This window comes from Polaribacter vadi, assembly GCF_001761365.1.
Taxonomy (GTDB): Bacteria; Bacteroidota; Bacteroidia; order Flavobacteriales; family Flavobacteriaceae; genus Polaribacter; species Polaribacter vadi.
Map to the genome: position 1 here is coordinate 793,423 of NZ_CP017477.1, position 25,602 is coordinate 819,024.

General features: G+C 28.8%; 21 protein-coding genes. 6 read left to right on the forward strand and 15 right to left on the reverse strand.

Annotated elements, in window-relative coordinates:
* Positions 1 to 128 precede the first annotated feature (128 nt).
* The 3 genes from LPB03_RS03595 to LPB03_RS03605 are packed head-to-tail and all read right to left on the reverse strand — an operon-like array spanning position 129 to position 3,616.
* Entirely contained in the window at positions 129 to 1,445 is a 1,317-nt protein-coding gene (locus LPB03_RS03595) for a 4Fe-4S dicluster domain-containing protein (RefSeq protein WP_065319233.1), read from the reverse strand.
* Positions 1,446 to 1,462: 17 nt separating this feature from the next.
* A complete protein-coding gene (locus tag LPB03_RS03600) occupies positions 1,463 to 2,458 on the reverse strand; it encodes an MlaD family protein (protein WP_065319232.1) in 996 nt (331 codons plus the stop codon).
* A 54-nt stretch (positions 2,459 to 2,512) separates the two neighbouring features.
* A complete protein-coding gene (locus LPB03_RS03605; protein WP_065319231.1) occupies positions 2,513 to 3,616 on the reverse strand; it encodes an N-acetylmuramoyl-L-alanine amidase family protein in 1,104 nt (367 codons plus the stop codon).
* Positions 3,617 to 3,813: 197 nt separating this feature from the next.
* Between LPB03_RS03605 and LPB03_RS03610 the strand changes: the two genes are divergently transcribed.
* Positions 3,814 to 6,411, forward strand: a complete 2,598-nt coding sequence (locus LPB03_RS03610) for a putative LPS assembly protein LptD (RefSeq protein ID WP_231953131.1) — start codon at positions 3,814 to 3,816, stop codon at positions 6,409 to 6,411.
* A 134-nt stretch (positions 6,412 to 6,545) separates the two neighbouring features.
* Positions 6,546 to 6,926, forward strand: a complete 381-nt coding sequence (locus LPB03_RS03615; protein ID WP_065319230.1) for a Rid family detoxifying hydrolase — start codon at positions 6,546 to 6,548, stop codon at positions 6,924 to 6,926.
* A gap of 135 nt (positions 6,927 to 7,061) precedes the next feature.
* Here the strand turns inward: LPB03_RS03615 and gap are convergent, their stop codons facing one another.
* From gap to LPB03_RS03630, 3 genes are all read right to left on the reverse strand, one after another.
* The gene (gap, locus tag LPB03_RS03620; protein ID WP_065319229.1) at positions 7,062 to 8,063 is read right to left on the reverse strand and encodes a type I glyceraldehyde-3-phosphate dehydrogenase; all 1,002 of its coding nucleotides are present in this window, start codon (positions 8,061 to 8,063) and stop codon (positions 7,062 to 7,064) included.
* 19 nt (positions 8,064 to 8,082) lie between these two features.
* Entirely contained in the window at positions 8,083 to 9,066 is a 984-nt protein-coding gene (pfkA, locus tag LPB03_RS03625) for a 6-phosphofructokinase (RefSeq protein WP_065319228.1), read from the reverse strand.
* A gap of 157 nt (positions 9,067 to 9,223) precedes the next feature.
* Positions 9,224 to 13,630: a translocation/assembly module TamB domain-containing protein gene (locus LPB03_RS03630; protein ID WP_083187155.1), complete on the reverse strand. Its 4,407-nt coding sequence runs from the start codon at positions 13,628 to 13,630 to the stop codon at positions 9,224 to 9,226.
* 230 nt (positions 13,631 to 13,860) lie between these two features.
* Here LPB03_RS03630 and tsaD point away from each other — a divergent pair, with 230 nt between their 5' ends.
* Positions 13,861 to 14,886 carry a tRNA (adenosine(37)-N6)-threonylcarbamoyltransferase complex transferase subunit TsaD gene (gene tsaD / locus LPB03_RS03635; RefSeq protein WP_065319226.1) on the forward strand — a complete coding sequence of 342 codons (1,026 nt, stop codon included), beginning with the start codon at positions 13,861 to 13,863 and terminating at the stop codon, positions 14,884 to 14,886.
* Positions 14,887 to 14,969: 83 nt separating this feature from the next.
* On the forward strand, positions 14,970 to 16,826 hold the full coding sequence (locus LPB03_RS03640; RefSeq protein ID WP_231953132.1) for an LTA synthase family protein: 1,857 nt from the start codon (positions 14,970 to 14,972) through the stop codon (positions 16,824 to 16,826).
* A 201-nt stretch (positions 16,827 to 17,027) separates the two neighbouring features.
* On the opposite strand, the gene LPB03_RS16940 is transcribed toward LPB03_RS03640, so the two are convergent.
* The gene (locus LPB03_RS16940) at positions 17,028 to 17,321 is read right to left on the reverse strand and encodes a hypothetical protein (RefSeq protein WP_317039007.1); all 294 of its coding nucleotides are present in this window, start codon (positions 17,319 to 17,321) and stop codon (positions 17,028 to 17,030) included.
* Between the two features lies 1 nt (position 17,322).
* Positions 17,323 to 18,324 carry a DNA polymerase III subunit delta gene (gene holA / locus LPB03_RS03650; protein ID WP_065319225.1) on the reverse strand — a complete coding sequence of 334 codons (1,002 nt, stop codon included), beginning with the start codon at positions 18,322 to 18,324 and terminating at the stop codon, positions 17,323 to 17,325.
* 113 nt (positions 18,325 to 18,437) lie between these two features.
* Here holA and LPB03_RS03655 point away from each other — a divergent pair, with 113 nt between their 5' ends.
* Both LPB03_RS03655 and LPB03_RS03660 read left to right on the forward strand, forming a co-directional pair.
* Positions 18,438 to 18,881, forward strand: a complete 444-nt coding sequence (locus tag LPB03_RS03655; RefSeq protein WP_065319224.1) for a type I restriction enzyme HsdR N-terminal domain-containing protein — start codon at positions 18,438 to 18,440, stop codon at positions 18,879 to 18,881.
* Between the two features lie 46 nt (positions 18,882 to 18,927).
* The gene (locus tag LPB03_RS03660) at positions 18,928 to 19,926 is read left to right on the forward strand and encodes a glycosyltransferase family 2 protein (RefSeq protein WP_065319223.1); all 999 of its coding nucleotides are present in this window, start codon (positions 18,928 to 18,930) and stop codon (positions 19,924 to 19,926) included.
* Positions 19,927 to 20,088: 162 nt separating this feature from the next.
* Here LPB03_RS03660 and LPB03_RS03665 read toward each other — a convergent pair whose 3' ends face one another.
* The 7 genes from LPB03_RS03665 to LPB03_RS03695 all read right to left on the reverse strand — a co-directional run bounded on the left by LPB03_RS03665 (position 20,089) and on the right by LPB03_RS03695 (position 25,584).
* Positions 20,089 to 20,709, reverse strand: a complete 621-nt coding sequence (locus LPB03_RS03665) for an L-threonylcarbamoyladenylate synthase (RefSeq protein WP_065319393.1) — start codon at positions 20,707 to 20,709, stop codon at positions 20,089 to 20,091.
* A 66-nt stretch (positions 20,710 to 20,775) separates the two neighbouring features.
* On the reverse strand, positions 20,776 to 21,477 hold the full coding sequence (locus LPB03_RS03670) for a response regulator transcription factor (RefSeq protein ID WP_083187149.1): 702 nt from the start codon (positions 21,475 to 21,477) through the stop codon (positions 20,776 to 20,778).
* Between the two features lie 10 nt (positions 21,478 to 21,487).
* Positions 21,488 to 23,056 (reverse strand): sensor histidine kinase, encoded by a 1,569-nt coding sequence (locus LPB03_RS03675; protein ID WP_065319221.1) that lies wholly within the window; start codon positions 23,054 to 23,056, stop codon positions 21,488 to 21,490.
* Positions 23,057 to 23,174: 118 nt separating this feature from the next.
* On the reverse strand, positions 23,175 to 23,759 hold the full coding sequence (coaE, locus tag LPB03_RS03680; protein WP_065319220.1) for a dephospho-CoA kinase: 585 nt from the start codon (positions 23,757 to 23,759) through the stop codon (positions 23,175 to 23,177).
* Positions 23,760 to 24,641 (reverse strand): CdaR family protein, encoded by an 882-nt coding sequence (locus tag LPB03_RS03685; RefSeq protein WP_231953133.1) that lies wholly within the window; start codon positions 24,639 to 24,641, stop codon positions 23,760 to 23,762.
* Between the two features lie 158 nt (positions 24,642 to 24,799).
* Entirely contained in the window at positions 24,800 to 25,099 is a 300-nt protein-coding gene (gene yajC / locus LPB03_RS03690; RefSeq protein ID WP_065319218.1) for a preprotein translocase subunit YajC, read from the reverse strand.
* 20 nt (positions 25,100 to 25,119) lie between these two features.
* Entirely contained in the window at positions 25,120 to 25,584 is a 465-nt protein-coding gene (locus LPB03_RS03695) for a DUF1573 domain-containing protein (RefSeq protein WP_065319217.1), read from the reverse strand.
* Positions 25,585 to 25,602: the final 18 nt, after the last annotated feature.

A 25,602-nucleotide genomic window follows, 5' to 3' on the forward strand; every position in this document is an offset into this window, starting at 1 on the left:
TGTTGGTTCTTAAAGTAATTTTACAAAAAAGCAAAATCAATAAAACTAACATTTACTAAAAACTGTAAACTATTTTATTTATTTAGTGGTTAACTGCAAACTGTTACTGATTACTGCCAACTTCTTTTTTACTCTTCATTTGCCCAATTCAACCTATCTTGTTGATTGTAAGCCCAAGGAGCACCATTGTTTTCGATGTTGGTCATCATCATATTTAATTCTTGTGGAGCTGCACTTTTTTCCATTACTAAATATCTTCTCATATCCATAATGATTGATAATGGATCGATATTTACAGGACATTCTTCTACACAAGCATTACAACTTGTACAAGCCCAAAGTTCCTCTTCTAAAATATAATCGTTTAAAAGTTGTTTTCCATCATCTACAAAAGTACCTTTATTTGCATCTATATTTCTACCAACTTCTTCTAGCCTGTCTCTTGTGTCCATCATAATTTTACGAGGAGACAATTTTTTACCAGTTAAGTTTGCAGGACATGCAGAAGTACATCGTCCACATTCTGTACATGTGTATGCATTTAGTAACTGCACCCAACTTAAATCTGCAACATCACTTGCTCCAAATTTTTCTGGAACAGCTTCTTCTTCACCTTCAGCTGGCATTGCATAAGGATCTGCATCAGGATCCATCATTAATTTTACTTCGTTTGTAACCGATTCTAAATTATTGAATTGTCCTTTTGGTTTTAAATTTGCAAAATATGTGTTTGGAAACGCTAATAAAATGTGTAAATGTTTAGAATAATATAGGTAATTTAAGAATATTAAAATACCACCAATATGAAGCCACCAAGCAGTTCTTTCTACAGTATGGATCGTTTCTGGTGTAAAACCATCGAACAATGGTGCCACAAATTGACTTATTGGATTTCCAATTCCTGCTTGTTGAAATGGAACGTCTGTTGCATTCATCACTATAAAAAGCGACATTAGAACTATTTCAAAATAAATGATATAATTTGCATCATTTTTAGGCCATCCTTTTAATTCTCTATTTAAAAAACGTTTGATGTTTGCAACATTTCTTCGTAACCAAAAAATGATAACAGCTACAAAAACTAATGCTGCTAAAATTTCGAAAGTACCAATTAAAAATGCGTAAAAACCATCGCCAATAATGCCTTGAAATACTCTATGAGTACCTAGTAAACCATCAATAATAATTTCTAAAACTTCTATATTTATAATTATAAAGCCAATATAAACAACGATATGAAGAAGTCCTGACAAAGGTCTTTTTACCATTTTAGATTGCCCAATGGCAATCATTAACATATTTTTTAGGCGTTCAGATTTATTGTCTGTTCTGTCTACGTCTTTCCCTAATTTGATATTTCTTGATAATTTCCTGACATTCATCACAAAAAAACCAATACCAACAGCTAAAATGATCGCAAAAAGTATATTTGGCAAATATTGCATAGTTGTTTTTTAAAATACTATTGTTTTAACTCTTCAATTTGTTCTTTTAATTCCTTTAATTCTTGCAATTGATTTTCTGCAGGCGAATATTCTTTTGGTTTTTTGCCAAATAAAGAAAAATGAACATATCGTTTTGGATTTAATTTTAAATCTCTTAATAGCTCTTCTAATTCTTTGGTTGCAGCTTCAATATTACGATACAACTCCTCGTCATTAATTAATTTACCAATAGAACCAGAATTGGAGTTCATTTTTTCTGATAAATTATTAAAATTATCTACAGCGTTTTCTGCTTTTTTAACAATATTATTGATGTTAACGGTTGTTAAACTATCAGAAATTTTACTTAAATTTCCTGTAATATTTTTAGTATTCTGAAGTGTTACTTTAAGATTATCTTGATTATCAACAACAAGCAAATTCACCTTTCTTACAGTTTCTCTTAAATCTGCAATAATGGCTGCTATGTTGCTAATAGAACCATTTACTCCATCAATAGTTTCATCATTTAATATTCTATTTACACCACTAAATAAAGTATCTGCTCTTACAATAACTTTTTCTAGTTTATCTTGTAGAGGATCTAATCTTTCTCCAATAGAAGTAAATAAACTTTCTTCAATTTTACCTTCAAGTGTATCTCCTGAAACAGCCATTTCACCTTCGTAACTAGGAATAATAGCCAAACTTGAAGCTGCTAATGGATTAGGAGAATAAATTCTAACAACACTTTTTCTAGAGAATTGAAAATCGTTTTCAACTGAAAAAGTAACAATTAATTCACCTCTTTTTTCTGGAGTTGTATTAAACTCTATTTCATTAACCTGGCCAACTTTTAAACCGTTTAAAGTTACTGAACTTGCTCTGTTAAGACCACCAATTTTAGAATATTCCACTTGGAATTTTCGTGCTTTACCATCTAACAAGTCATGCCCTTTTAAAAAATTGAACCCCCAAACGAAGGTTACAACTATTAAAACAACTATAATTCCTGTTTTTAATTCTTTAGACATACATAGAAATTTGATAACAATATTACTGAATATTTTTGTTTGATACTGGCAAATTTAAGGCATTTTATTCACTTCTTTTACAGATATTTTTTCACCATTTTTAAAAGCTACAACAAAGGCAGATGTATAGCCTTTCTTTTTAGCAATACTTAACGACGCTATAACATCTTTGTATGAGGAAGTTACACCATAATAGTATTTATAATAAGACCCTACCTTTACTCTTTCAACATTTGTTAATCCTTTAAAATTATAAGATTTTGTTTCAATTTTATTTCTTCCAGATGCTAATTGCACCTTAAATTCAACATCATTCTTAGAGGTTTCAACTATATCTTTTTCAGAAATTTTATCGATAACAGTATTTATTTTTAAATTGCTAACATAATTTTCAATAGCATCTGCAATTGATTTACTCATTTGCAATTGCCCTTTTTTAGAATTTAAATATCTACCTTCATTTTTGTTTGTTAAAAAACCTAATTCTACCAAAACACTTGGCATAATAGTTTCTCTTAAAACTTGAAAATTATCTTGTTTTACTTTTCGATCATTTCTTTTTAATTTAAAAGTAAAGTTATTCTGTATAAGACTTGCAATTTCTAAACTTTTATCTAAATTTTCTTCTTGTAAAAGTGATAATCCAACTACTGACTCTACTGAATTCGCATCAAAACCTACATACCTATCCTTAAAATTATCTTCTAAAAGAATACTAGAGTTTTCTCTTTTGGCAATTTCTAGATTTTTTTTGTTCCCTCTTAACCCTAAAACAAAAGTTCCTGCTCCATATGCATTAGACGTATGAGAATCGCAATGAATAGATACAAACAAATCTGCTTTTGCACTATTGGCAACATCTCCTCTTTTCCATAAATCTATAAAAACATCTTTGTCTCTTGTATAAAGAACTTTAATATCTTTATTTTTCTTTAATTCGTTCCCAACACTTAAAGCAACCTTTAACGCAATATTTTTTTCTTTATATCCGTTTCCTAAATTCCCAGGATCTTTACCTCCATGACCTGCATCAATTACAATCGTGTATTTTTTTTGCGCATTTATGGTAAATCCTGCAAATAAAAAGACAAGCGAAAATGTTAAAAAAACAAGTTTTTTAAATTTGGTATTAATTTTGTTAGTTTGTGAAAAGTTCATCAATAAAATTTAACTAATTTTGGCATCATTAATTTTGTGTTTCAATTATTGAGCCATACTTTTACTTTTATACAAAAATAGCATATATAGCATTGCAATCAAACCTATCATACCTACTTTTATTTTGTTGTATCTTTTTTATAAAGATTAGTTTTGCACAAGATATAAAAACGACAGAAAAAATTGTAATCTCCTCTGTGCAAAGAGATTACATAAATTTACAGAAGAAAGATTCTTTAGTAACTATCAAAAAAGATAGCATCATTTTAAAAAAAGACAGCATACTTCTAAAAAATAAAGACTCAATTGTAAACGATTCTATAAAACCGAAGGAAAGTATTGATGATATCATTACGCATATTGCCCAAGATTATACCATACAAAATGCGAAAGAAAAAACCGTAACTTTATATAATGAGGCGAATATTACCTATACAGATATCGATTTAAAATCAGGGATTATTATTATTGATTATAAAAAAAACACGCTATTTGCTAAAGGAATAAAAGATAGCACAGGCTATGTGCAAAGACCTGTTTTTAAACAAGGTGGACAAGAATCTGAACAGGATTCCATTCTTTATAACTTTAAAAGTAAACGAGCATTAATTTATGGTTTAAAAACCAAACAAGGAGAAATGTTTACCTATGGAGAGAAAACAAAGCAGGTAAATGATTCTACTATTTATATTCGAAAAATAAGATTTACAACCTCAGAAAAAGAGGTTCCAGATTATTATATTAGTACAGATAAAGCAAAATTAGTTCCTGGAAAAAAAATTATTGTTGGTCTAAGTAATTTAGTTTTGGCAGATGTGCCAACTCCTCTTTTTTTACCTTTTGCTTATTTTCCAATGACAGAAACTAGTGTTTCTGGATTTTTAATTCCTGCTTTTGATACAGGAAGTAGCACCAGAGGTGTTGGTTTGCAAAATGGTGGTTATTATTTTGCAATTAACGATTATGTAGATTTAACTTTAACTGGAGATGCTTGGGCAAATGGAAGTTGGGGTTTAAGAACTAATTCTAATTATAATAAACGTTATAGGTTTAATGGTACTTTTAGTTTTAATTATGAAAACATAATTAACGGAATTCGAGGTTTTGATGATTTTGATAAAAGAAGTAATTTTAATATAAGATGGAATCATAGTCAGGATTCTAAAGCAAGTCCTAATTCGAGATTTTCTGCCTCTGTGAATTTAGGAAGTAGCCGATTTTTTAGAGAATCTTTAAATCAGTTTAACCTGAATCAAAATCAAAATAACACTTTTAACTCTTCTGTTAATTATAGTAAAACATTTGTTGGAACACCTTTTAATATGGCTGTTACAGCTTCTCATCAACAAAATACAAATACGGAAAGTATAATAATGACCTTACCATCGTTAACTTTAAATATGAATAGAGTTTACCCATTTGCAGGAAAAGATGGTGTAAAAAAGAATCCAATTCAAAAATTAGGTTTTAATTATAATATGCAAGGTCAATATTTAATTAACACTACAGATGATGAGTTTTTTACCAGTAAAATGTTTGAAACAGCAAGATCTGGTATTCAACATAAAACTAGTACCAATACCAATATTAAAGCATTTAAATATTTTACATTATCACCAAGTGTAAATTATGAGGAAACTTGGCAGTTTGATTATATTGATAAAAAATATGATGAAACTAATAATGTGATTATTACAGATACTTTAAGAGGCTTTAAATCGTATAGAGAATATAATATGGGCGTTAGTTTGTCTACTAATATCTATGGAACTTTCAACTTTAAAAAAGGGAGATTAAAAGCCATAAGGCATACTATTAGACCTACAGTTTCTTATTCTTACAGACCAGATTTTAAAGATAATTATCTTGAGCAAGTTCAACAAACTGCAAACCCTTTAGATGTTATAGATTATACTGTTTTTGATCAAGGTATTTATGGATCTCCATCTGGAGGTTTAAGCAATTCTATTGGGCTTTCTTTAAACAATGTTTTAGAGGCAAAAATGGCACCTAAAGATCCTGATAGTGATGAGGAAGATGAAAAAATAATGATTTTAAATAATTTAAATTTTAATACTTCTTATAATATTGCTGCAGATAGTTTACGATGGTCTAATGTTACCTTTAGTGCTGGAACAAGACTTTTTAAAGATAAATTAGCCTTAAACTTCACTGGTTCTTTAGATCCTTATCAGGTAAATGAAAATGGTAGGAGAATTGATAAGTTTAACCCTGGAATTTTTAGATTATCAAATGCTAATTTAACAGCTAACTATTCAATTTCTAGTTCCGACTTTGATAAAAGTAACAAAGACAATGAAAATAAGAATAACAATGCTAATGGAAACAATAATCCTCCAGATACAATGGGTGCAGATATAGACCCAACAGACAGACAAGGAAGACAAGATTCAAGAGATATTGGAGGTGGAACTAAAAAAACAGATTTATATAAAGGTAAAATTCCTTGGACTGTAAACTTAGTATATGCTGCAACTTACTCTAACAATGGTTTAATTCCAGGAACTGTTGGTGTGCACACTTTAGGTTTTAGTGGTAATGTGGATTTATCACCAAAATGGAAAGTTGGTTATTCTTCTGGTTATGATGTTAAAAATGGTGCTTTTTCTTTCTCAAGATTTAACTTTACAAGAGATTTAGATAGCTGGCAATTTAATTTTAACTGGGTTCCTTTTGGTTCACAGTCCTCTTATACCTTTTTTATTGGTGTAAAATCATCTACTCTAGCAGACTTAAAGTGGGATAAAAATAAACCACCAGATAGATTGTTCTAGTTGGAAGTTTGAAGTTTGAAGTTTGAAGTTTGAAGTTTGAAGTTTGAAGTTTGAAGTTTGAAGTTTGAAGTTAAATTAAAAAAAAAGAAATCTATTTAAAAAGAATAATCCTAAACATTTTGAAACTTATATAAATGAAAAAAATAATATCAACTACAAAAGCACCTGCTCCTATTGGGCCTTATAACCAAGCAATTTTAAGCGGAAATACATTATATACTTCTGGACAAATAGCAATTAACCCAGCAACTGGAGAATTGGTTTTAGATTCTATTGAAGCTGAAACAACACAAGTAATGGAAAATATGAAAGAAGTTTTAGCTGCTGCTGATATGACTTTTGAAGATGTTATAAAATCATCTATTTTTATTGCTGATATGAATCAGTTTGCTAAAATAAATACGGTTTATGGTTCTTATTTTAATGAAGAAACTGCGCCTGCAAGAGAAACTGTTGAAGTTGCAAACTTACCAAAATTTGTAAACGTAGAAATTAGTATGATTGCTGTGAAGTAGTTTTTAGTTTTTAGTTTTTAGTTTTTAGTTTTTAGTTTTTAGTGAAAATGAAAACTTTGAAATTAAACAAACAATAAAAAACCTGATAGAAAATTAATTCTATCAGGTTTTTATATTTATATGAAATTGTTGTTACTATAAAGTAGCAGCATATTCAATTAAGTCAACTATTTTAGTTGAATATCCCATTTCATTATCATACCAAGAAATAACTTTTACAAAATTATCATTTAAAGCAATACCAGCTTTAGCATCAAAAATTGAAGTTCTTGTATCACCAACAAAATCTTGAGAAACTACTAAATCTTCAGTATAACCTAAAATACCTTTCATTTCTTCGCTTTCTGAAGCTGTTTTCATTGCTGCACAAATTTCTTCATACGTTGCTGATTTTTCTAACTTTACAGTTAAATCTACCACAGAAACATCCATAGTTGGTATTCTAAAAGCCATACCTGTTAATTTACCATTCATTGCAGGAATTACTTTTCCTACTGCTTTTGCAGCTCCAGTAGAAGAAGGAATTACGTTACCAATTGCAGAACGTCCACCTCTCCAATCTTTTACAGAAGGTCCATCAACAGTATTTTGTGTTGCAGTTGCAGCGTGTACAGTTGTCATTAAACCTTCAACAATACCAAAGTTATCATTTAAAACTTTTGTTATTGGTGCTAAACAGTTTGTTGTACAAGATGCGTTAGAAAAAATCTTTTGATCTGCTTTTAATTCTTTATTATTTACACCCATAACAAACATTGGTGTATGATCTTTAGATGGTGCAGATAAAACAACTTTTTTAGCTCCTGCTAATAAGTGCTTTCCAGCAGTTTCTTCTGTTAAGAAAAAACCTGTAGATTCAATTACGTAATCTGCATCAACTTCATTCCACTTTAAATTTGCTGGATCTCTTTCTGCAGTAATTCTAATTTCGTTTCCATTAACAACTAATTTACCATCTTTTACTTCAACAGTTCCATCAAATTGACCATGAACTGAATCGTATTTTAACATATATGCTAAATAATCTACATCTAATAAATCGTTTATTGCTACTACTTGAACGTTATCTCTTAAAACTGAAGATCTAAATGCTAATCTTCCTATTCTTCCAAATCCGTTAATTCCTACTTTTATCATTATTACTTAATTTTAAATATTATGTGGTCATTATATCTGACACACGAATTAATTCTTTATTTATCTTTGATTGTCCTTTTATGGCTTTACTTAAAGGAGTTACAGCTATTTTATCGTTAATTAAACCAACCATTAAGTTCGATTTACCATCCAATAAAGATTCTACTGCTTTTACCCCCATTCTACTTGCCAAAACTCTATCGAAACAAGAAGGTGAACCACCTCTTTGCATGTGTCCTAAAACCGATACTCGAACATCGTATTCTGGTAAATGTTCGTTTACGTAATCTTTTAATTCAAATACGTTTTTACCTGTTTTATCACCTTCTGCAACAATTACAATACTCGACGATTTTCCAGATTCTTTACTTCTCTTTAAAGATTCTAACAAACGCTCTAAACCTAAATCTTCTTCAGGTATTAGAATTTCTTCTGCTCCTGCTCCAACACCAACGTTTAATGCAATATGTCCCACATCTCTTCCCATTACTTCAACAAAAAACAATCTGTTATGAGAGGATGCTGTATCTCTAATTTTATCGATAACTTCTACTGCATTGTTTAAAGCTGTATCATACCCTAAAGTATGTGTAGTACCAGCAATATCATTATCTATGGTTCCAGGAATTCCCATGATTGGGAAACCGAATTCTTTATTAAAAATCAAAGCACCTGTAAAAGTTCCATCTCCACCAATAACAACCAAAGCATCTATATTTGCTGCTTTTAAGGCATCATAAGCTTTTTGTCTTCCTTCTTTGGTCATAAATTGTTTAGACCTCGCAGACTTTAAAAAAGTACCTCCTTTGTTAATAATCCCTTTTACACTACGTGCATTTAATTCGATAAAATCGCCTTCTATCATCCCTTCATAACCTCTGTAAATTCCTGCACATTCTATTTTATAATATGCACAAGTTCTTACAACAGATCTTATTGCTGCGTTCATTCCTGGGGAATCTCCTCCAGAAGTCATTACGCCTATTTTTTTAATTTTCTCCATATATTATGATGTAAAAATAAATCTTTTAAGTGGTTTAAAATAATTAAATTACGAAATCGATATAGCCTTTAACCCCTTAATTTTAAAAGGAAAAATACAAATTTAAGTACGAAAACCATTTCGTTTTTAGTGAATATACTGTTAAAAATTAAAGGTTCTAATTTCCTTCAAAATTTATTAAAGAGTTTACTTTTGATATCAAAGAATCCTTTTCCTCGTTTTTTTTCTCCTTATTTTTTGCCTCTTTGATTTTCGCCTCTTTCTTTAGGCCAATTCTTGTAAGTAAGCCAGATAAAGTATTAAAGTTTACTTGATAAGATAAACCAACTCCTTGCGTGTAACCTTCTTCTTGTTGTGAGTATTGAATTTCGTTTTGTCTGTTAAAAATTATGCCTCTAAAATTTCCTTCGGTATTTAAAAGAATTTCAACTTTAACTTCACCAACAACACTCGATTGTGTTTGTGCACCCACAGGAACACCAACTTTTCCATTTATAATAACTCGATCACTAACTTGTGTGCTTACAGAAACATCTACTTGATTATCGATATTTAAACGATCTATATCATTTCCTCTTTCTCCTTGTTGATAATCTAACCCCAATTGAAACTTACTATCTGGATTGTTTAATAAATTAGAAAAAGCGCCTGCAAGTGCACTTGAAGCAGTTCCTGTTAAAGTATTATTCACATCAAAATCTACTTTATCTGGATTTCTAAATGTATTAAATGCTAATAAGGATATAAATTGAGTGGTTTTCTCGTTCACATTATTATCATTTAAAACAAACTCTAACTCACTTGCAATTGTTGGATCTACATTTGTAAGCTGAATATCTAACTCCTGTTTTGAGTTAAATAAATCTCCTGTAATTCTTGTTACCAAATCTATTTCCTCTCTTCTATTTGAGTTAAAATTTTGTAATAAAACTCCTGGATTAGCTTTTGCTTTGTAAATGGCAGTAACATCTAAATTTGCTTCATAAGGATTTCCAATCCAAGAAACTGTTCCTCCTTTTTGTATTATAAAAGGTTTATTAATAATGCCTCCATATTTAAAATCGTATACCCCAGTATCAATTCTGTAATCTCCATACATATTAAATTTACCTCTTGTATCAATTCTAATTTGTAAGTTTCCAGCTCCTCTTCCTGTTAATTGGCTTCCGTTTACTTCATCAATTACAACTTGTGCTTCTGCATCTTTAGTAACTTCTAAATCGATGTTTAATGTTAATCCTTTTAAAGCTTCTTGTGCTAATTCTCTTTGCTTATCTTCTACTTTTATTTTATCAGATTTAAAATAGATTAAACGAAAACTATCTACAGTTTCCACATCTTTTAAAGGTACAACAAATTTTGTTCTAGGATTTGTTGTGGCATTAATATCGATGGTTAATTGATCTGTTAAACCCGAAATTGCAACAGAACCTTTCATAAATGCAGTTCCATAATAGGTAGCTTCTTCTGTATTTTTTGTATCTAATGCCACCAAATTTTCGGTATCGATTTCTAAATCTAAAAACCATTGTTCAAAATTTTGATGCGTAATATTTCCAAACAATCTTCCTGTAGAATTGTATTTAGTATCTACTAATTTGATATCTTCTAAAATAAAAGATTGTTGCTCTAGAGAAATGATGGATTCTCCCTCAAAATCAAAATCTACATTTAAATAAGGGAATTTTAAACCTGCATTTTTCAATCTTAAAACACCTTCCATATCTGGGTTTCTTAGAAAACCTCTCAAAAAGAAATCACCAGAAACACTACCTCTTAAAGACGAAATTACATCTTGCCCTAAAGGACTAAATGCTTGCAAATTATAATCTTCTAAATAAACGCCAATATCTATAATCGGTCGTTTATTTGAAAAATCTAAAACACCAGTTGCTGCAATACTTTTTACATTTTCATTATTGATTGATAAATCTACATTGTATTTTTCGTAGGAATTATCTCCTGCAATATTTATGGCTAATTCTCCTTGTTTAAAGTTGTTAACTTCAAAATTACTGATAATTAAATTAGCTTCTGGACTATAAACAGTTCCTTTTTGAACAAAATCTACATTCCCAGAAACCCTGCCTTTTAAAGCCAAACTATCTATTTCTGGTAAAAAACTTTGTAGTTTAACTTTGGTTAAATTTGCAAGTAGCATTTTTTCGCTATCTCCTTTTAAACTTCCTTTAAATTCAATTTTTTGCTGACCAGATATTAGTTTAAACTGACTAAAATCAAACTCATTGTTTTTTAAATCGAAGGTAATTTTATCTGTATATTCTTCATCAGGATTAATACTCCATGCAGTATTTTTTATGACGAAAGTAGATTTTTCAAAACCTAAAACATTTTTATTTTCTTTATTGATGGTATAATAGAAATCTAAATTAAAATTCTCATTGTTTTGTAAACCTCCATCAAATTCCGATTTAAAATAAAGCGTATCATTTTCTGTTCTATTTAAAAGATTTAGTTTAGAAATATTATAGAATTTAGTATTTACTTCTGCAGCTGTTAAATGAGAATTATACAGTGGATTTTGATTATCTGTCCTCAATAAAATTTCTTTAAACTCATTGCCATAAGCATCTATTCTTGGTGATGAAAATGTAAACCTAAGTTGATTTTTGTTAGACTCTATCTTGCCTTTCAATTTGGTGTTATCATCAATATAAATATCAGGAAAAAATACATTTACAATTTGATTATATACTGTAAAATTAAAATCTAAAAACTGGTTTGGAGCAACTTCATAAGGTTGATAATTGGTATAAATACTTCCTAACGCATTTTGTGCAACTTTAGCAACTTCAGAAAACGTAAACTTACCAGTTACATACCCTTTTGCAATATCTTCTGATTCTAAATCGATTCTCTTAATACTATCTTTTACCGAAGATGAAACCGTAAATTGTTTAAAACTAAATTCCTGTTTTTGATTGGTATAAAAAACATCTTTAAAAATGGCGTTTCCAACAATATCATCAAGTGTGTTACCTTCAATATCTAACTCAAAAGAACCTTTTAAATGAGCAATACTATCTCTTGTAAATAGGTTGGTTTCTTTTAAATTTAAATAATCAATATCTGACTTAAAATCGAATTCATAAACTTCTGATGATAAGTCTGCTAAACCATTAAACTTCATCTTAAAGTTCTCATCATCAATCGTTAATTCTCCATCGAATTTATTATTTTGATATTGCCCATTTGCATCAATATTTTTGTAACTATATTCTTTAAATTGAAACTCTGAAACCTTACCAATAAAAGAAGTACTAATATTTTCTAATTTAAAACCACTTCCATTTACATCACCTTTTAAAGAAATTTTACCAAATAATGGATCGTTGAAAAAATTACCGATATTAAAATTTTTCAATTGAATTTTTCCATCATATTTTGCGTAATCTATATTTTCGATATTCGCTATTTGCAAATCTGTTTTTAGGGTACCAATTACAGAATTTACAGTAATATTTGTTTGAATTTGATCTGGAGTAACTTTTACTTGTCCATTTAAATTGAATTTTCCTAGTTTGCCAAATTCGGTTGGCAAATTATTACCCAAAACGTTTGGTAAAATATTTTTTAATTCTCTATAAGTGGCTGTTAAATTAGCCAAATCTCCTTCAAAAACAAAACCTCTCTCTCTACTTACAGCATTTACGAAGAATAAATCTCCTTGTATTTTTAACCCTTTTTCTGAGGATGATATTAAATTCTTTAGCTCAAAGTTATTGATAGTTCCATTTAAGTTTCCTTCTAAGCTTAAAATATCATTTCCACTCAATTCATTATAAAAGTTTTTAACATCTTGCACAGCAACTTCACTCTCATTAAAACGTGCTTTAATTTGAACTTTATTGTTAAAATCTGATAAATCTTCTTTCTTATACAAAAAATCGATATCTGCTTTTATGTTGGTGTTTTCGGTCTGTAAAGTGGTATTTTTAAAATGCATTGCAGTTTCAGAATACGAAAAATCTGTAGTTAAATTGGTTACATCCAAACCATATTTATCATTAAAATACAAACCTCTAATATTGCTCGAAAAATTTGAACCAACAATCGATAAATCTTGTAAATTTCCACCAGCATTTTTTGCTGCATAGTTTACAGAATCTGCTTTATTGGCATTTGTTAATCTAAAATTGAGGTTATTTACGTAAACATTAGATGTTTTTAAAATAAAAGGATTTAGCGAATCTTTAGGAGATCCATCATCAAAAGAATCAATAAAAACGCCCATATTATCATCTTCTTCGCCTTTATAGGTTTTCATGTAATAATAGGCGCCATCAAGATAAATATCATTCAAAAAAACCTCTTTGTCTAAAATTCTTTTGGCATTTATGATCGATGTTGTTAATTTCTCAACATAAATCATGGTATCTTTATGATGATCTTTAATTTCAACTCCTTTTAAATTTACACTTCCTAAAAAAGATAAATCAATCTTTTTAATCGATAAATTGGTTCCAAAATCTTCGTTAATTTTATCTGTGTAATGTTTCCCAATTTTTGTTTGTACAGCAGGAATAGAAAGCACTATACTCATCAATAGTAAAAAGAGGATAAAGTACCCTAAGAATTTCAGTATTTTCTTTCCAATTATTTTGATATTTGCTGCTTTTAAAGTGCTTGTAAAATTTAAGTAATTATACTCAAAAAAAGTACCATTTAGTACAAAGAACGTGCAATTTTAACAAAGAATTAAATTTCTATTCTTAAAAAATGGAGAGGTGCATAAATTAATCCTTAATTTTGCAACACTTTAACTAATTTTTGATGAAAAAACCTGTTTATATTTTAGGAATAGAATCTTCTTGTGATGATACAAGTGCATCTGTAATTTGCGATGCCAAAGTGCTAAGTAACGTTGTTGCAAATCAAGAAGTTCACTCAAAATATGGTGGAGTTGTGCCAGAATTAGCTTCGAGAGCACATCAACAAAATATTGTTCCTGTAGTGCAACAAGCTTTGGAGCAAGCCAATGTAACCAAAGAACAATTGGCTGGAATTGCTTTTACAAAAGGCCCAGGTTTAATGGGTTCACTTTTAGTGGGAACCTCTTTCGCAAAATCTTTGGCTTTGGGTTTGCAAATTCCTTTGTTGGATGTAAACCATATGCAAGCGCACATTTTGGCACATTTTATTAAAGATGATGAAAGTAAAATACCAACATTCCCATTTATTTGTTTAACAATAAGTGGTGGACATACACAAATTGTAAAAGTTATCAATCATTTTGAAATGGAAATTTTAGGTGAAACAATTGATGATGCTGTTGGTGAAGCTTTTGATAAATCTGCCAAAATTTTAGGATTGCCTTATCCTGGAGGTCCTTTTATAGATAAATATGCGAAACTAGGAAACCCAAAAGCTTATAAATTTACCAAACCAAAAGTGGGCGATTTAGATTTTAGTTTCAGTGGTTTAAAAACAGGTATTTTATATTTTATTCAAAAGCAGCAAAGAATAAATCCTAATTTTGTTGAAGAAAACCTGAACGATATTTGCGCATCAATTCAGTTTACAATTATTGAAATTTTGATGAATAAGTTAAAAAATGCAGTTAAAAAAACAGGCATTAAACAAATTGCAATTGCTGGTGGCGTTTCTGCAAATTCAGAAATTAGAAATCGCTTACAATTAGCTGAAAAACATTTTGGCTGGAAAACCTACATTCCAAAATTTGAATATACTACAGATAATGCAGCAATGATTGCAATTACTGGCTATTTAAAATTTTTAAATAACGATTTTGCGAATGCTGATGTTACTGCTAAAGCACGCTTAAAAGTTACAGAATAACGCTCTTAGAGAGTTTTTTATTACCAACTAACTTTAATTCTCTTTGATAAAGACTTTTGATAAATCAATTAAACTAAAACAATTTGAAAACCTTTAAAAACAGATTTTTATATAATATTTATTACTTTCTATTTTGGGTCGTTTATTTCGTTTTTGCGCGTTTCTTTTTTCTGATGTATTATGTTGATAAAACTCAAGAATTAGAAGCATCAACAATAGGAAAAACATTTTTATATGGTTTGCGATTAGATGCTTCTTTTGCTGCGTATTTATCGACAATTCCTTATTTATTAATCATGTTTTCTGTGATTATCAACCCAAAAATCATTTTAAAAATCATAAAATGGTACACTTTTATTATCATCACTTTTATAAGTTTATTATTACTCATTGATGCTGGTTTATACCAAGCTTGGGGCGTTCGTTTAGACACTTCTTTGCTTCCTTATTTAAATACACCAGAATTAATGATTTCTTCAACATCAACTTTTCAGTTGGTTTCTGGTATTTTTGCTTGGATTTTAATTTCGTTCTTTTTTATTCAAATTTTCAAAAAAATTCATCAAAAAAATAGCGATAAAATCAGTTTTAGAAATTGGTTACATCTTCCTTTTTTTTTGTTGATGACAGCTTTTTTGATTATTCCTGTAAGAGGTGGTTTTCAAATTGTGCCTGTAAACCAAAGCAACGTTTATTTTTCTGAATCGATGTTTGCAAATCACGCAGCCATTAATTTTATGTGGAATTTTTCTAACACACTTACGCATAAAACAGATGGCACAAATCCTTATAAATATTTTGAGGATGAAACAGCCTTAAAAATCATCAACAAAACAAAAAACAACCTTTTACTTGCAGATACAGATTCTATTTTAACAACCACAAAACCTAATGTTATTTTAATTCTTTGGGAAAGTTTACCTGCAAAAATCGTGGGCTCTTTAGGAGGTGAACCAAATGTTACTCCCAACTTAAACCGACTTTCTAAAGAGGGTTTATTATTCACAAATTTCTATGCAAATGGCGATAGAACAGATAAAGGAATTCCTGCTGTTTTAAGTGGCTATTACCCACAACCTGTAAAGAGAATTATGCGAATGCCAAACAAAACCAGAAGCTTACCAATGTTGCCAAAAAAGATGGCAGAATTAGGTTACAAAACGTCTTTTTATTATGGTGGAGATTTAAATTTTGGCAATATGAATACGTATTTACGAAATGCAGGAATTTCAGAAATTATAGATGGAAGTCAATTTGATAAAAAAGATTGGAACTCAAAATGGGGCGCTTATGATGATGTTTTTATGAAACGTTTTGCAGATGATTTATCAACCCAACAACAAGACCCTTTTTTTAAAATTGCATTAACATTAACGAGCCATGAACCTTACGAAATAAAAGGCGAGTATAAATTTGGAAAAGAAACGCATGATAATCAATTTAGAAGTGCACATTTTTACACAGATAGTGTTATTGGCGATTTTATCAATTTTGCCAAAAAGCAAGAATGGTATAAAAATACGTTAATTGTAATTATGTCAGATCATGGACATAGTTCTCCAAAGCATGAAGGGCCTTATTTTTCACCTAAAAAATTTAGAATTCCTATGTTATGGCTTGGAGGAGCTGTAAATTCAAATATCAAAGAAGTTAATAATTTTTCTAGCCAAGTAGATTTTTCTTATACTTTATTAGATTTATTAAATGGCGATAAAGATGACTTTGATTTTGGTAAAAATATTTTTAATACTTCAGATGATCAATATGCTTATTACAGTTTCAATAAGGGTTTTGGAATAAAAAATAAAAATGGATTTTATCTTTATGATTACGTAAGTCAAAAACCGATTTTATATGAAGGTAAAAATTCTCAAAAACTAGATTCTTTAGGAAAGTCTATTACACAGCATTCTTATCAAGATTTTTTGGAAAGAAAATAGATGTATTATAGTAAATCTATAAAATTGTTTAAGCTAAAAGTGTTAAACTCCAAATTGTCTTAAATGATGATCTACATGTTTGTAGAATAAATTATTCCATTCTTTTGCTGTTAGCTTTCCAAACGAGTGAGATTCTTTTCCTTCAAATTCTTGCTCTCCTAATTGTTGAGTTTTTGTAATAAAATCGATTAATCGCTTTTTTTATGTTTCAAAATTCTTGCTATCTGTTATAACAAATTGTTTTGCAGTTCTACCATTTTTAACATAGGCTTTCTCTGAAGTTACAATATTTTTAATTAAAGTTTTCATCAAAAATCTTACAAAAGCATTTGGTCTTGGATGCTTATCTGTATAGACCATTTCATAGGTTACACAGCAATATGCTAACATTTGTGCCACAGACATTTTACCCCAAATTGGTTGAGTTTGAGAAGTTAAATCCTCAATTCTAGCAACAACTTCTTCAGTAATTTCTTTTGTGAAAATGTTTTTCATATTAATGTAAAATTTTAAATAGTAATTCTTTTAGAATATCTCTTTGAGTTTGGCTTGCTCCTACTCCTTTGCTTTTCACATCTGCATCTCTTAAAAAGGCAATTACTTGTGCAACTTTTCTCATAGGATAATTTCTGGCAGCCGTAAAATAATCATCAATAAAATAAAAACCAACCCCCAAAGATTTAGAAACAGCATCTTTAGATTTATTTTCCAAACCATGAAATAACAACAATTTTGTAAAGAAACTATTCAATAATGAAATCGTCATTACTGTTGGGTTATTTTTTGGGTTTTCCACAAAATAATTGATAATTCTATTGGCCTTCTTAATGTCTTTTGTGCCAACTGCTTTTTGCAATTCAAAATTATTAAAGTCTTTAGAAATTCCAATATTCTCTTCAATATGTTTATCATTAATGATGGTTTCTACTGGTAGAATCAACATTAACTTATCCAATTCATTTGCTATTTTGCTTAAATCAGTTCCCAAAAACTCCACTAACATATGAGCAGCTTTTGGTTCTATTTGATATTTTTTTCCACTTAAAACTCTTCTAATCCAATCTGAAACTTGATTGTCATATAATTTTTTACTCTCGAAAATTAAACCCGATTTTGCAATGGCTTTGTGTAGTTTTTTACGTTTATCTAACTTTTTGTATTTATAGTTGATAACCAAAACTGTAGTTGGCTGTGGATTTTGCGCATAAGAAACCAGTTTTTCGATAGTTCTGCTTAAATCCTGAGCTTCTTTAATAATTAAAACCTGCCTTTCAGCCATCATTGGGTAACGTTTTGCAGAAGCAACAATATCTTCTACACTTGCATCTCTACCATACATAATTTGCTGATTGAAGCCTTTTTCAGCTTCATCTAAAACCGTTTTTTCTATATAATCAGATATTTTATCTATATAATAAGGTTCTTCTCCCATTAAAAAATAAATGGGTTTTATATCGCCTTTTTTAATATCTGAAACAATGGTTCTTATCTCGTTCATAAGCCTATCCTTACTCCTTTCCAAAGGAAAGGAAACTCTTGCTAATTAATTATTCTAATGAATACTTTGTCTGAAAATAAATATCTGAAAGTAATTTTTTATACATTTATCGAATGCAAAAACTCAATCTACCCAACTATAAATTCAAACTCAAAAGTAGCGAAAATAAGACGCTTATTTTTGATAATTTTCGAAAAAAATATTTTGTTTTAACTCCAGAAGAATGGGTTCGTCAGCATTTTGTGCAGTTTTTAATTGATGAAAAAAAATATCCTGTTTCTTTAATCGCCATTGAAAAGCAATTAACAATCAACAACAGAAAAAAAAGAACTGATATTTTAGTTTTTAATACTGATGGAAATCCTGATATTATTGTAGAATGTAAAGCACCACAAATAAAAATTACTCAAGCTACTTTCGATCAAATTGCACGATACAATCTAAAACTAAAAGCCAATTATTTAATTGTTACCAATGGTTTAGATCATTTTTACTGCAAAATGGATTTTGAAAAAGAAACCTATATTTTCTTGAAAGAAATACCAGCTTATAATTAAGAAAACTTTAGTTATAAAACAGTTTTTAAAATGTAAATTCGCAAACTTGAAAACAGCAATTGTCATATTAAATTGGAATGGTCAAAAACTACTTGAACAGTTTTTGCCATCAATCGTAAATTTTAGCGCTAATGAAGCCGAAATTTATGTAGCTGACAATGCTTCTACAGATAGTTCTATCAATTATATAAAAGAGTTTTATCCTGCTGTAAAAATTGTTCAAAATGTTGTAAATGGTGGTTATGCAAAAGGGTATAATGATGCTTTACAGTCGATTAATGCCGATATTTATTGCTTAATTAATTCTGATGTTGAAGTTACCGAAAATTGGCTTTCTCCTATTATAGATGTTTTTAAAAGTGATGAAAAAACAGCCATCATTCAACCAAAAATTTTAGATTATAAAGATCAAACTAAGTTTGAATATGCAGGTGCTGCAGGTGGTTTTGTAGATTTATATGGATATCCTTATTGTAGAGGACGCGTTTTTAATCACCTTGAAAAAGATAACAATCAATTTAACGATATTTCTGAAATTTTTTGGGCTTCTGGAGCTTGTTTTTTTATTCGCTCTCAAGTTTATCATCAACTAAATGGTTTTGATGAAGATTATTTTGCACATCAAGAAGAAATTGATTTGTGCTGGCGAACTCAAAACATTGGTTATAAGGTTAAATATGTAGGTATGTCAACAGTTTTTCATATTGGTGGAGCTACTTTACAAGAAACAAATCCTCATAAAACATATTTAAACTTTCGAAATAGTTTATTAAATATAGTGAAAAATGTGCCTAAAAAATGGTTCTTGTTTGTTGTATTTTCTCGATTAATTTTAGACGGAATTGCAGGAATTAAATTCTTGATTGAATTAAGGCCAATCCATACTTGGTCGATTCTTAAAGCGCATTTAAGTTTTTATAAGAACTTTTTTAAATTTTTAGGAAAACGTAGAAAACTTCAGAAAAAACAAGACTATAACTTACATACAAGCATTGTTTGGCAATATTTCTTTTTGGGTAGAAAAAAATTTGAAGATCTAAAGTAATAGATTTAAAATTCAAAATTTTTAGTTCAAAGTTAGGGTAACTTCCAATAAAAGAGGAAAAAATGTAAAATTTTTGATTTTAATTAATCCTCGATACAATTTTCTAAAAAATCAAAAATCACTCAAATTGACAACTTTTGAACTTGAACCCTAAACTTTGAATTAAAGTATCTCTAAACTTCCTTTTCCTTCTCTAACAACTTCTGGTTCATCTCCAGTTAAATCGATAATTGTAGATGCGTAATTATCTCCATAACCACCATCAACAACTAAATCTACCAAATTCTCCCATTTCTCGAAAATTAATTCTGGATCTGTAGTATATTCTAAAACATCATCATCATCTCTAATCGAAGTAGAAACGATTGGGTTGCCTAAAGAAGAAACAATTGCTTTTACAATATTGCTATCAGGAATACGAATTCCGACTGTCTTCTTCTTCTTAAAAACTTTCGGTAAATTATTACTTCCTGGCAAAATAAATGTGTAAGGACCAGGTAAAGCTCGTTTTAATATTTTAAATGTAGGAGAATCGATTTGCTTTACATAATCTGATAAATGGCTTAAACTATCGCAAATAAAAGAAAATTTTGCTTTCTCTAATTTTACTCCTTTCATCAAAGCAATTCTTTCTAAGGCCTTGTTGCTGTTAATATCACACCCTAAACCGTAAACAGTATCTGTAGGATAAATAATTACACCATCGTTTTTTAAAACCTTTACAATTTTATCAATTGCTTTCTGATTAGGATTTTCGTTATAAATTTTTATAAATTCTGCCATCATATAAAATTACAAAAACTCAACCTGAAATACAAATTGAGTTTTTATTATAGGAAGTTTTACTTTTTAAGATTTATCTACCAATCTAAAACCTTCTCCATGAATATTTAAAATCTCCACCAAATCATCGTCTTTTAAATACTTACGTAATTTTGCGATGTAAACATCCATACTTCTAGAAGTAAAGTAGTTATCATCTCTCCAGATTTTTGTAAGTGCTAATTCTCTTGGCATTAAATCGTTTTTATGAATTGCTAACATGCGTAACAATTTGCTTTCTTTTGGCGACAATTTATTTGGTTCACCATCTTCACCAATAGATAAATGACGCAATTTAGAATTGAAGAAAAAATTACCAATTTTAAATTCGAACTGCTCTGATTCAGCAGATTTATCAGATTCTTTGCGTTGTAAAATCGCTTTAATTTTATGCAATAACACTTCAGAATCGAAAGGTTTGTTTAAATAATCATCTGCACCAACAGCATATCCTTTTAAAACATCTTCTTTTAATGTTTTTGCTGTTAAGAAAATAATTGGCACTTCTTTATTGGTAACTCTAATGTCTTGTGCTAAAGAAAAACCATCTTTTCTTGGCATCATAACATCTAAAATACATAAGTCATAATCGCTGTTTTTAAACATGATTAAACCTTCTATACCGTCTTTTGCGTGTGTTACATTATAATCATTTAACGCTAAATAATCTTTTAAAACAGTTCCGAAATTTGGATCGTCTTCAACTAATAATATTTTTTTACTTCCCATTTTTATAATTTTAAATTAAAGGTAATTTTACTGTGAATATGCTTCCTTCTCCTTTTTCACTTTCTACAAAAACTGTTCCATGATGTTTTTCTACAATTTCTTTTACATAAGCCAAACCTAAACCATGCCCTTTTACGTCATGTACGTTTCCTTTTTGCTCTCTGTAAAATTTATCAAAGACCTGTTTTTGAACACTTTTACTCATTCCTATTCCTTCATCTTTTATTTTGATAATAAAAAATTTATTGGCACTTTCTGTATATACATCAATTTTTGGTGCTCCTTGCGTGTATTTTATTCCATTTTCTAAAATATTCACCAAAACGTTTGTTAAATGAAATTCGTTTCCATTTATTTCTGATGTAATTGCTTGAAAATGTGTATTAACAGTTCCTTTTTTATCATCGATTAAAAGGCTAACATGATTAATTGCATCTTCTATAACTTCATGAATATCTATAATCTCTGTACTGATGTCTAATTGATTTTTTTCTAATTTAGAAATACGCAAAACATTTTCTACTTGCTTGTGCATTCTTTTATTTTCGTCACGAATCATATTTACATAACGAATTACTTTTTCTGTATCATTAATAATTTTTGGATTCTTAATAGAATCGATTGCTAAATTAATGGTAGCAATTGGTGTTTTAAATTCATGTGTCATGTTATTGATAAAATCAGTTTTAATTTCTGAAATTTTCTTCTGTTTTATCAATTGATATAAAGAACTTGAAAATGCGATAATAATTATCAATATAAAAAATAAGGATAATAGTAAGATACCAGAAATACCTGATAAAATATGCTTATTTTTTGTTGGAAACGTTACATGTAAAATATATTCTGGAACATTATATTCATCCATAAATAATGGATAAGGATAACTCTCTTTTGTATTAAGTGTATAATAACCAGATTTTATTTTGGTTGCTAAGCCATCACTTCCATAAACACCATACTTAAAATCTAAATTTATATTTCGCTTTTGTAATTCCTCTTTTATCGTTTCATTTAACTCTCTATTATTTACTCGTTGATTTATAGGATAATATTTTTTATAAACATCCATAGCATCAGCAAATAAAGCTTCCTCTACTTTTTTTGATCTGCTTGTAAAAGAAAAACGTTTTTCTTCTATAGGTTTAAATAAATCATCAACTCCTTTTATGATACTTGTTTGAGAAAAATCTTTTTTACTATATACTCTCGTATAAATAATACTTTCATTATCTAAAAAATCTAACGGAATTTCAAAATTCTCTTCTAAAACTGTCGTTCCAAAAGTTATTTTTCTATTGTTTGTTGTATCAATTTGTTGAATTAAAAAATTCTTAATTTGTGCATTGTCTGCAGAAGCTTTCTCGTTAATAATATCTTGTATCTGACTATTAAGTTGACTTTCTTCTTTTTCGTTGATTCTCTCTGCAACACTACCTAGAGATTTTTGAACATCATTGGTAAATTGCTCATTTTTACTTTCTACAGCATTGTTAATCCAATAGAGCTGAACAGCGATAATTCCCATCAGGGAAACGCTCATTAAAACTACAATAAGAACAAACATTTTCTTGCCCATATATCAAAGTTAAGTTATTAAAGAATTGGAATTAACGATTTTAACCTAAATTAACAAAAATAGCGCAAATTTAAGAGTAATTTAACAAAAATATTGATAATTCAAAAAATCGACCTTGTTATTGTGTTAAAATATTATGAATTTTATGAACCTGATTTACAGTATCTTCGAGTTTTTCGTTATAGATTATATAGTTAGATTGTAGCATTTTTTTAGCATCACTCCATTGACTTTTCATTCTATTTAAAACTGCTGTTTTGGTTGATGAATCTCTGGCAATTACTCTATTAATTTTAGTATTTAAATCTGCATACACAGTAACAACAATATCGCAAAATATATTGCTTTTACTTTCAAATAAAATAGCATTCTCGTAAATAATGTATGCTTTGTCTTGATTGTTCTCTATAAATTTTTGAAAATGTTTCCTTACTTCTGGATGTACAATTCCATTTAAAATAGCTAATTTTTCTTTATCTTTAAAAACGATTTCTGCAATAAATGTACGATTTAATTCACCCTTTATAAAAGACTCTTTTCCAAACTCTTTTACAAGTTTTGTTTTTATAATTTCAGACGAATTCATTAACTTTTTGGCTTCTACATCAGCAATATAAATAGCAACATTTTTAAACTCAGCAAAGAATTTTGCAACAGTTGTTTTACCACTTCCAATACCACCTGTTAAACCAACAATTTTCATTTATTTTTGAATTAAAAAATCAATTTTACTAGGAATTATTTTTATGTTTTTTATAAAATCTATTTCCGTTTTTATCTTAGGAATTAAATAACCAACTTCATTTTTAACAGCCATTGCATAATCGCATTCTACAATAAAAGATGTTTCTGATACTTTTGCAAAATTAGACAATGCAACTACATATACAATTTCTACTTTATCTTGTAAAATAGTTAAATTAGTGTTTTCTGGTAAATTTTTAATAATAAAAGGAACTTGAATAGTACCTTCCGTAAACTTATCTACTTTACCAGTAATAGTAACTTTCGTATTTTTAAATTTTAAATTCTTCTGTTTTTCAGATTTTAAGATTGACACTTCTTCTGTAAAGCTACCTTTTACACCTTTTAACGTTAAAGGACTTAAATTAAGATGTTCAATGCTATTTAATTGATCTTTTGGCCCAGAAATTACAATAGAATCTGGAGTTACCTTAAGCTGGTTTAACAAATCATAACCAATATGATACGTAATATCTACTTTTGGTTTTAATGCTACTTTTTTAGAAGTTAAAACACCTAAACTTAAAAAAATTGTGTCTTGCATTATTTCTTCTAAAACAATACCATTTAATAATTGTTTTTGAATTTTTGTAGTTTGATTTCTTGGAAGAAAATAAAATTTTGAAGCGCTTTTTTTCCTCAACCTAGAGGCATCTAAATTAATTTTTTTCGTGGCTAATTTAGCTCGTAAAATTTTAAAACCAGTTGCTGTAATAGAAAGATCTATTTTTTTTATAGGAATTTCTTGCAACAATTTATCTTGTGCAATATTATTATAATTTACAGGATACGTAATAACTGTTGTGTATTCTTTAGAAAAAGTAATTAATAACCAAATCAAAAAAGAGATGATTAGAAACGTAATAAATGTTTTCGGTATTTTCTTTGAAGATGTAGCCAAGAAATTTAATTTTAATGCAATCTAATGAAAAGCTTATAAACAAAAAAATGAGCTTTACTATAAAAAGAAAAGCTCATTTTTTAAAATTTGAAATTATTTTATTTCTTTACAGCAGGTGCTGCTAAATATTGTTTGCTTAATTCCATAGAAATTGCTGCACGTTCAAATTTAATTTTACCTGCACCAGTTTCAATTGTAATTGTATTGTCTGTTGTATTTATTTCAGCAATTTTACCATGAATACCACTTGAAGTAACCACTTTTGCTCCTTTTTTAATTTCTGCTTGAAAAGATTTTTCTTTTTTTGCTTTTGACATTTGTGGTCTTATCATAAAAAAGTATAAGACTAAAATCATTGCTGCAAAAGGCAACATACTTGCTAATGTTCCTGAATCCATGTGTAAAATTTAATTTGTTTTTATTGAACTTTTGGTGTTACCATTCCTTTCAACGTTAAAATCTCTCTTCCAGACTCTGTGTTTGTAATTAAGGTAATGTTTTTTTGTTGTCTGTTTTGTTTACCATTGGTATTAAACCTTACTTGAATTTCTTCAGATTCTCCTGGTTTAATTGGTTTTTTAGGCCAAACTGGTACTGTACAACCACAAGTTACTTGTGCATCTGTAATGACCAAATCTGTTTTTCCTGAATTTGTTAATTTAAAAGTAGTTTCTATAACTTCTCCTTCATTTACAGTTCCAAAATCGTACACAGGGTTTTCGAAAGAAATAGAAGCTGCTCCATTTTTAATTTCTGTGTCTCTAGATTTTGCACTTTCTAAATTATCGCTATTAATTTTAGTAGATGCGTTATTACCATTTCCACAAGAAATAAATAGGCTTGAAGAAATTATAAAAGCGAATAGTATTGATACTTTTTTCATGATATTATATTTTTTGTA

Bases quoted from the DNA above. Each gene is read 5' to 3' on its own strand.
- LPB03_RS03595 (WP_065319233.1), bottom strand. From the start codon at position 1,445: ATGCAATATTTGCCAAATATACTTTTTGCGATCATTTTAGCTGTTGGT.
- LPB03_RS03600 (WP_065319232.1), bottom strand. From the start codon at position 2,458: ATGTCTAAAGAATTAAAAACAGGAATTATAGTTGTTTTAATAGTTGTA.
- LPB03_RS03605 (WP_065319231.1), bottom strand. From the start codon at position 3,616: ATGAACTTTTCACAAACTAACAAAATTAATACCAAATTTAAAAAACTT.
- LPB03_RS03615 (WP_065319230.1), top strand. From the start codon at position 6,546: ATGAAAAAAATAATATCAACTACAAAAGCACCTGCTCCTATTGGGCCT.
- gap (WP_065319229.1), bottom strand. From the start codon at position 8,063: ATGATAAAAGTAGGAATTAACGGATTTGGAAGAATAGGAAGATTAGCA.
- pfkA (WP_065319228.1), bottom strand. From the start codon at position 9,066: ATGGAGAAAATTAAAAAAATAGGCGTAATGACTTCTGGAGGAGATTCC.
- LPB03_RS03630 (WP_083187155.1), bottom strand. From the start codon at position 13,630: ATGAGTATAGTGCTTTCTATTCCTGCTGTACAAACAAAAATTGGGAAA.
- tsaD (WP_065319226.1), top strand. From the start codon at position 13,861: ATGAAAAAACCTGTTTATATTTTAGGAATAGAATCTTCTTGTGATGAT.
- LPB03_RS16940 (WP_317039007.1), bottom strand. From the start codon at position 17,321: ATGAAAAACATTTTCACAAAAGAAATTACTGAAGAAGTTGTTGCTAGA.
- holA (WP_065319225.1), bottom strand. From the start codon at position 18,324: ATGAACGAGATAAGAACCATTGTTTCAGATATTAAAAAAGGCGATATA.
- LPB03_RS03655 (WP_065319224.1), top strand. From the start codon at position 18,438: ATGCAAAAACTCAATCTACCCAACTATAAATTCAAACTCAAAAGTAGC.
- LPB03_RS03665 (WP_065319393.1), bottom strand. From the start codon at position 20,709: ATGGCAGAATTTATAAAAATTTATAACGAAAATCCTAATCAGAAAGCA.
- LPB03_RS03670 (WP_083187149.1), bottom strand. From the start codon at position 21,477: ATGGGAAGTAAAAAAATATTATTAGTTGAAGACGATCCAAATTTCGGA.
- LPB03_RS03675 (WP_065319221.1), bottom strand. From the start codon at position 23,056: ATGGGCAAGAAAATGTTTGTTCTTATTGTAGTTTTAATGAGCGTTTCC.
- coaE (WP_065319220.1), bottom strand. From the start codon at position 23,759: ATGAAAATTGTTGGTTTAACAGGTGGTATTGGAAGTGGTAAAACAACT.
- yajC (WP_065319218.1), bottom strand. From the start codon at position 25,099: ATGGATTCAGGAACATTAGCAAGTATGTTGCCTTTTGCAGCAATGATT.
- LPB03_RS03695 (WP_065319217.1), bottom strand. From the start codon at position 25,584: ATGAAAAAAGTATCAATACTATTCGCTTTTATAATTTCTTCAAGCCTA.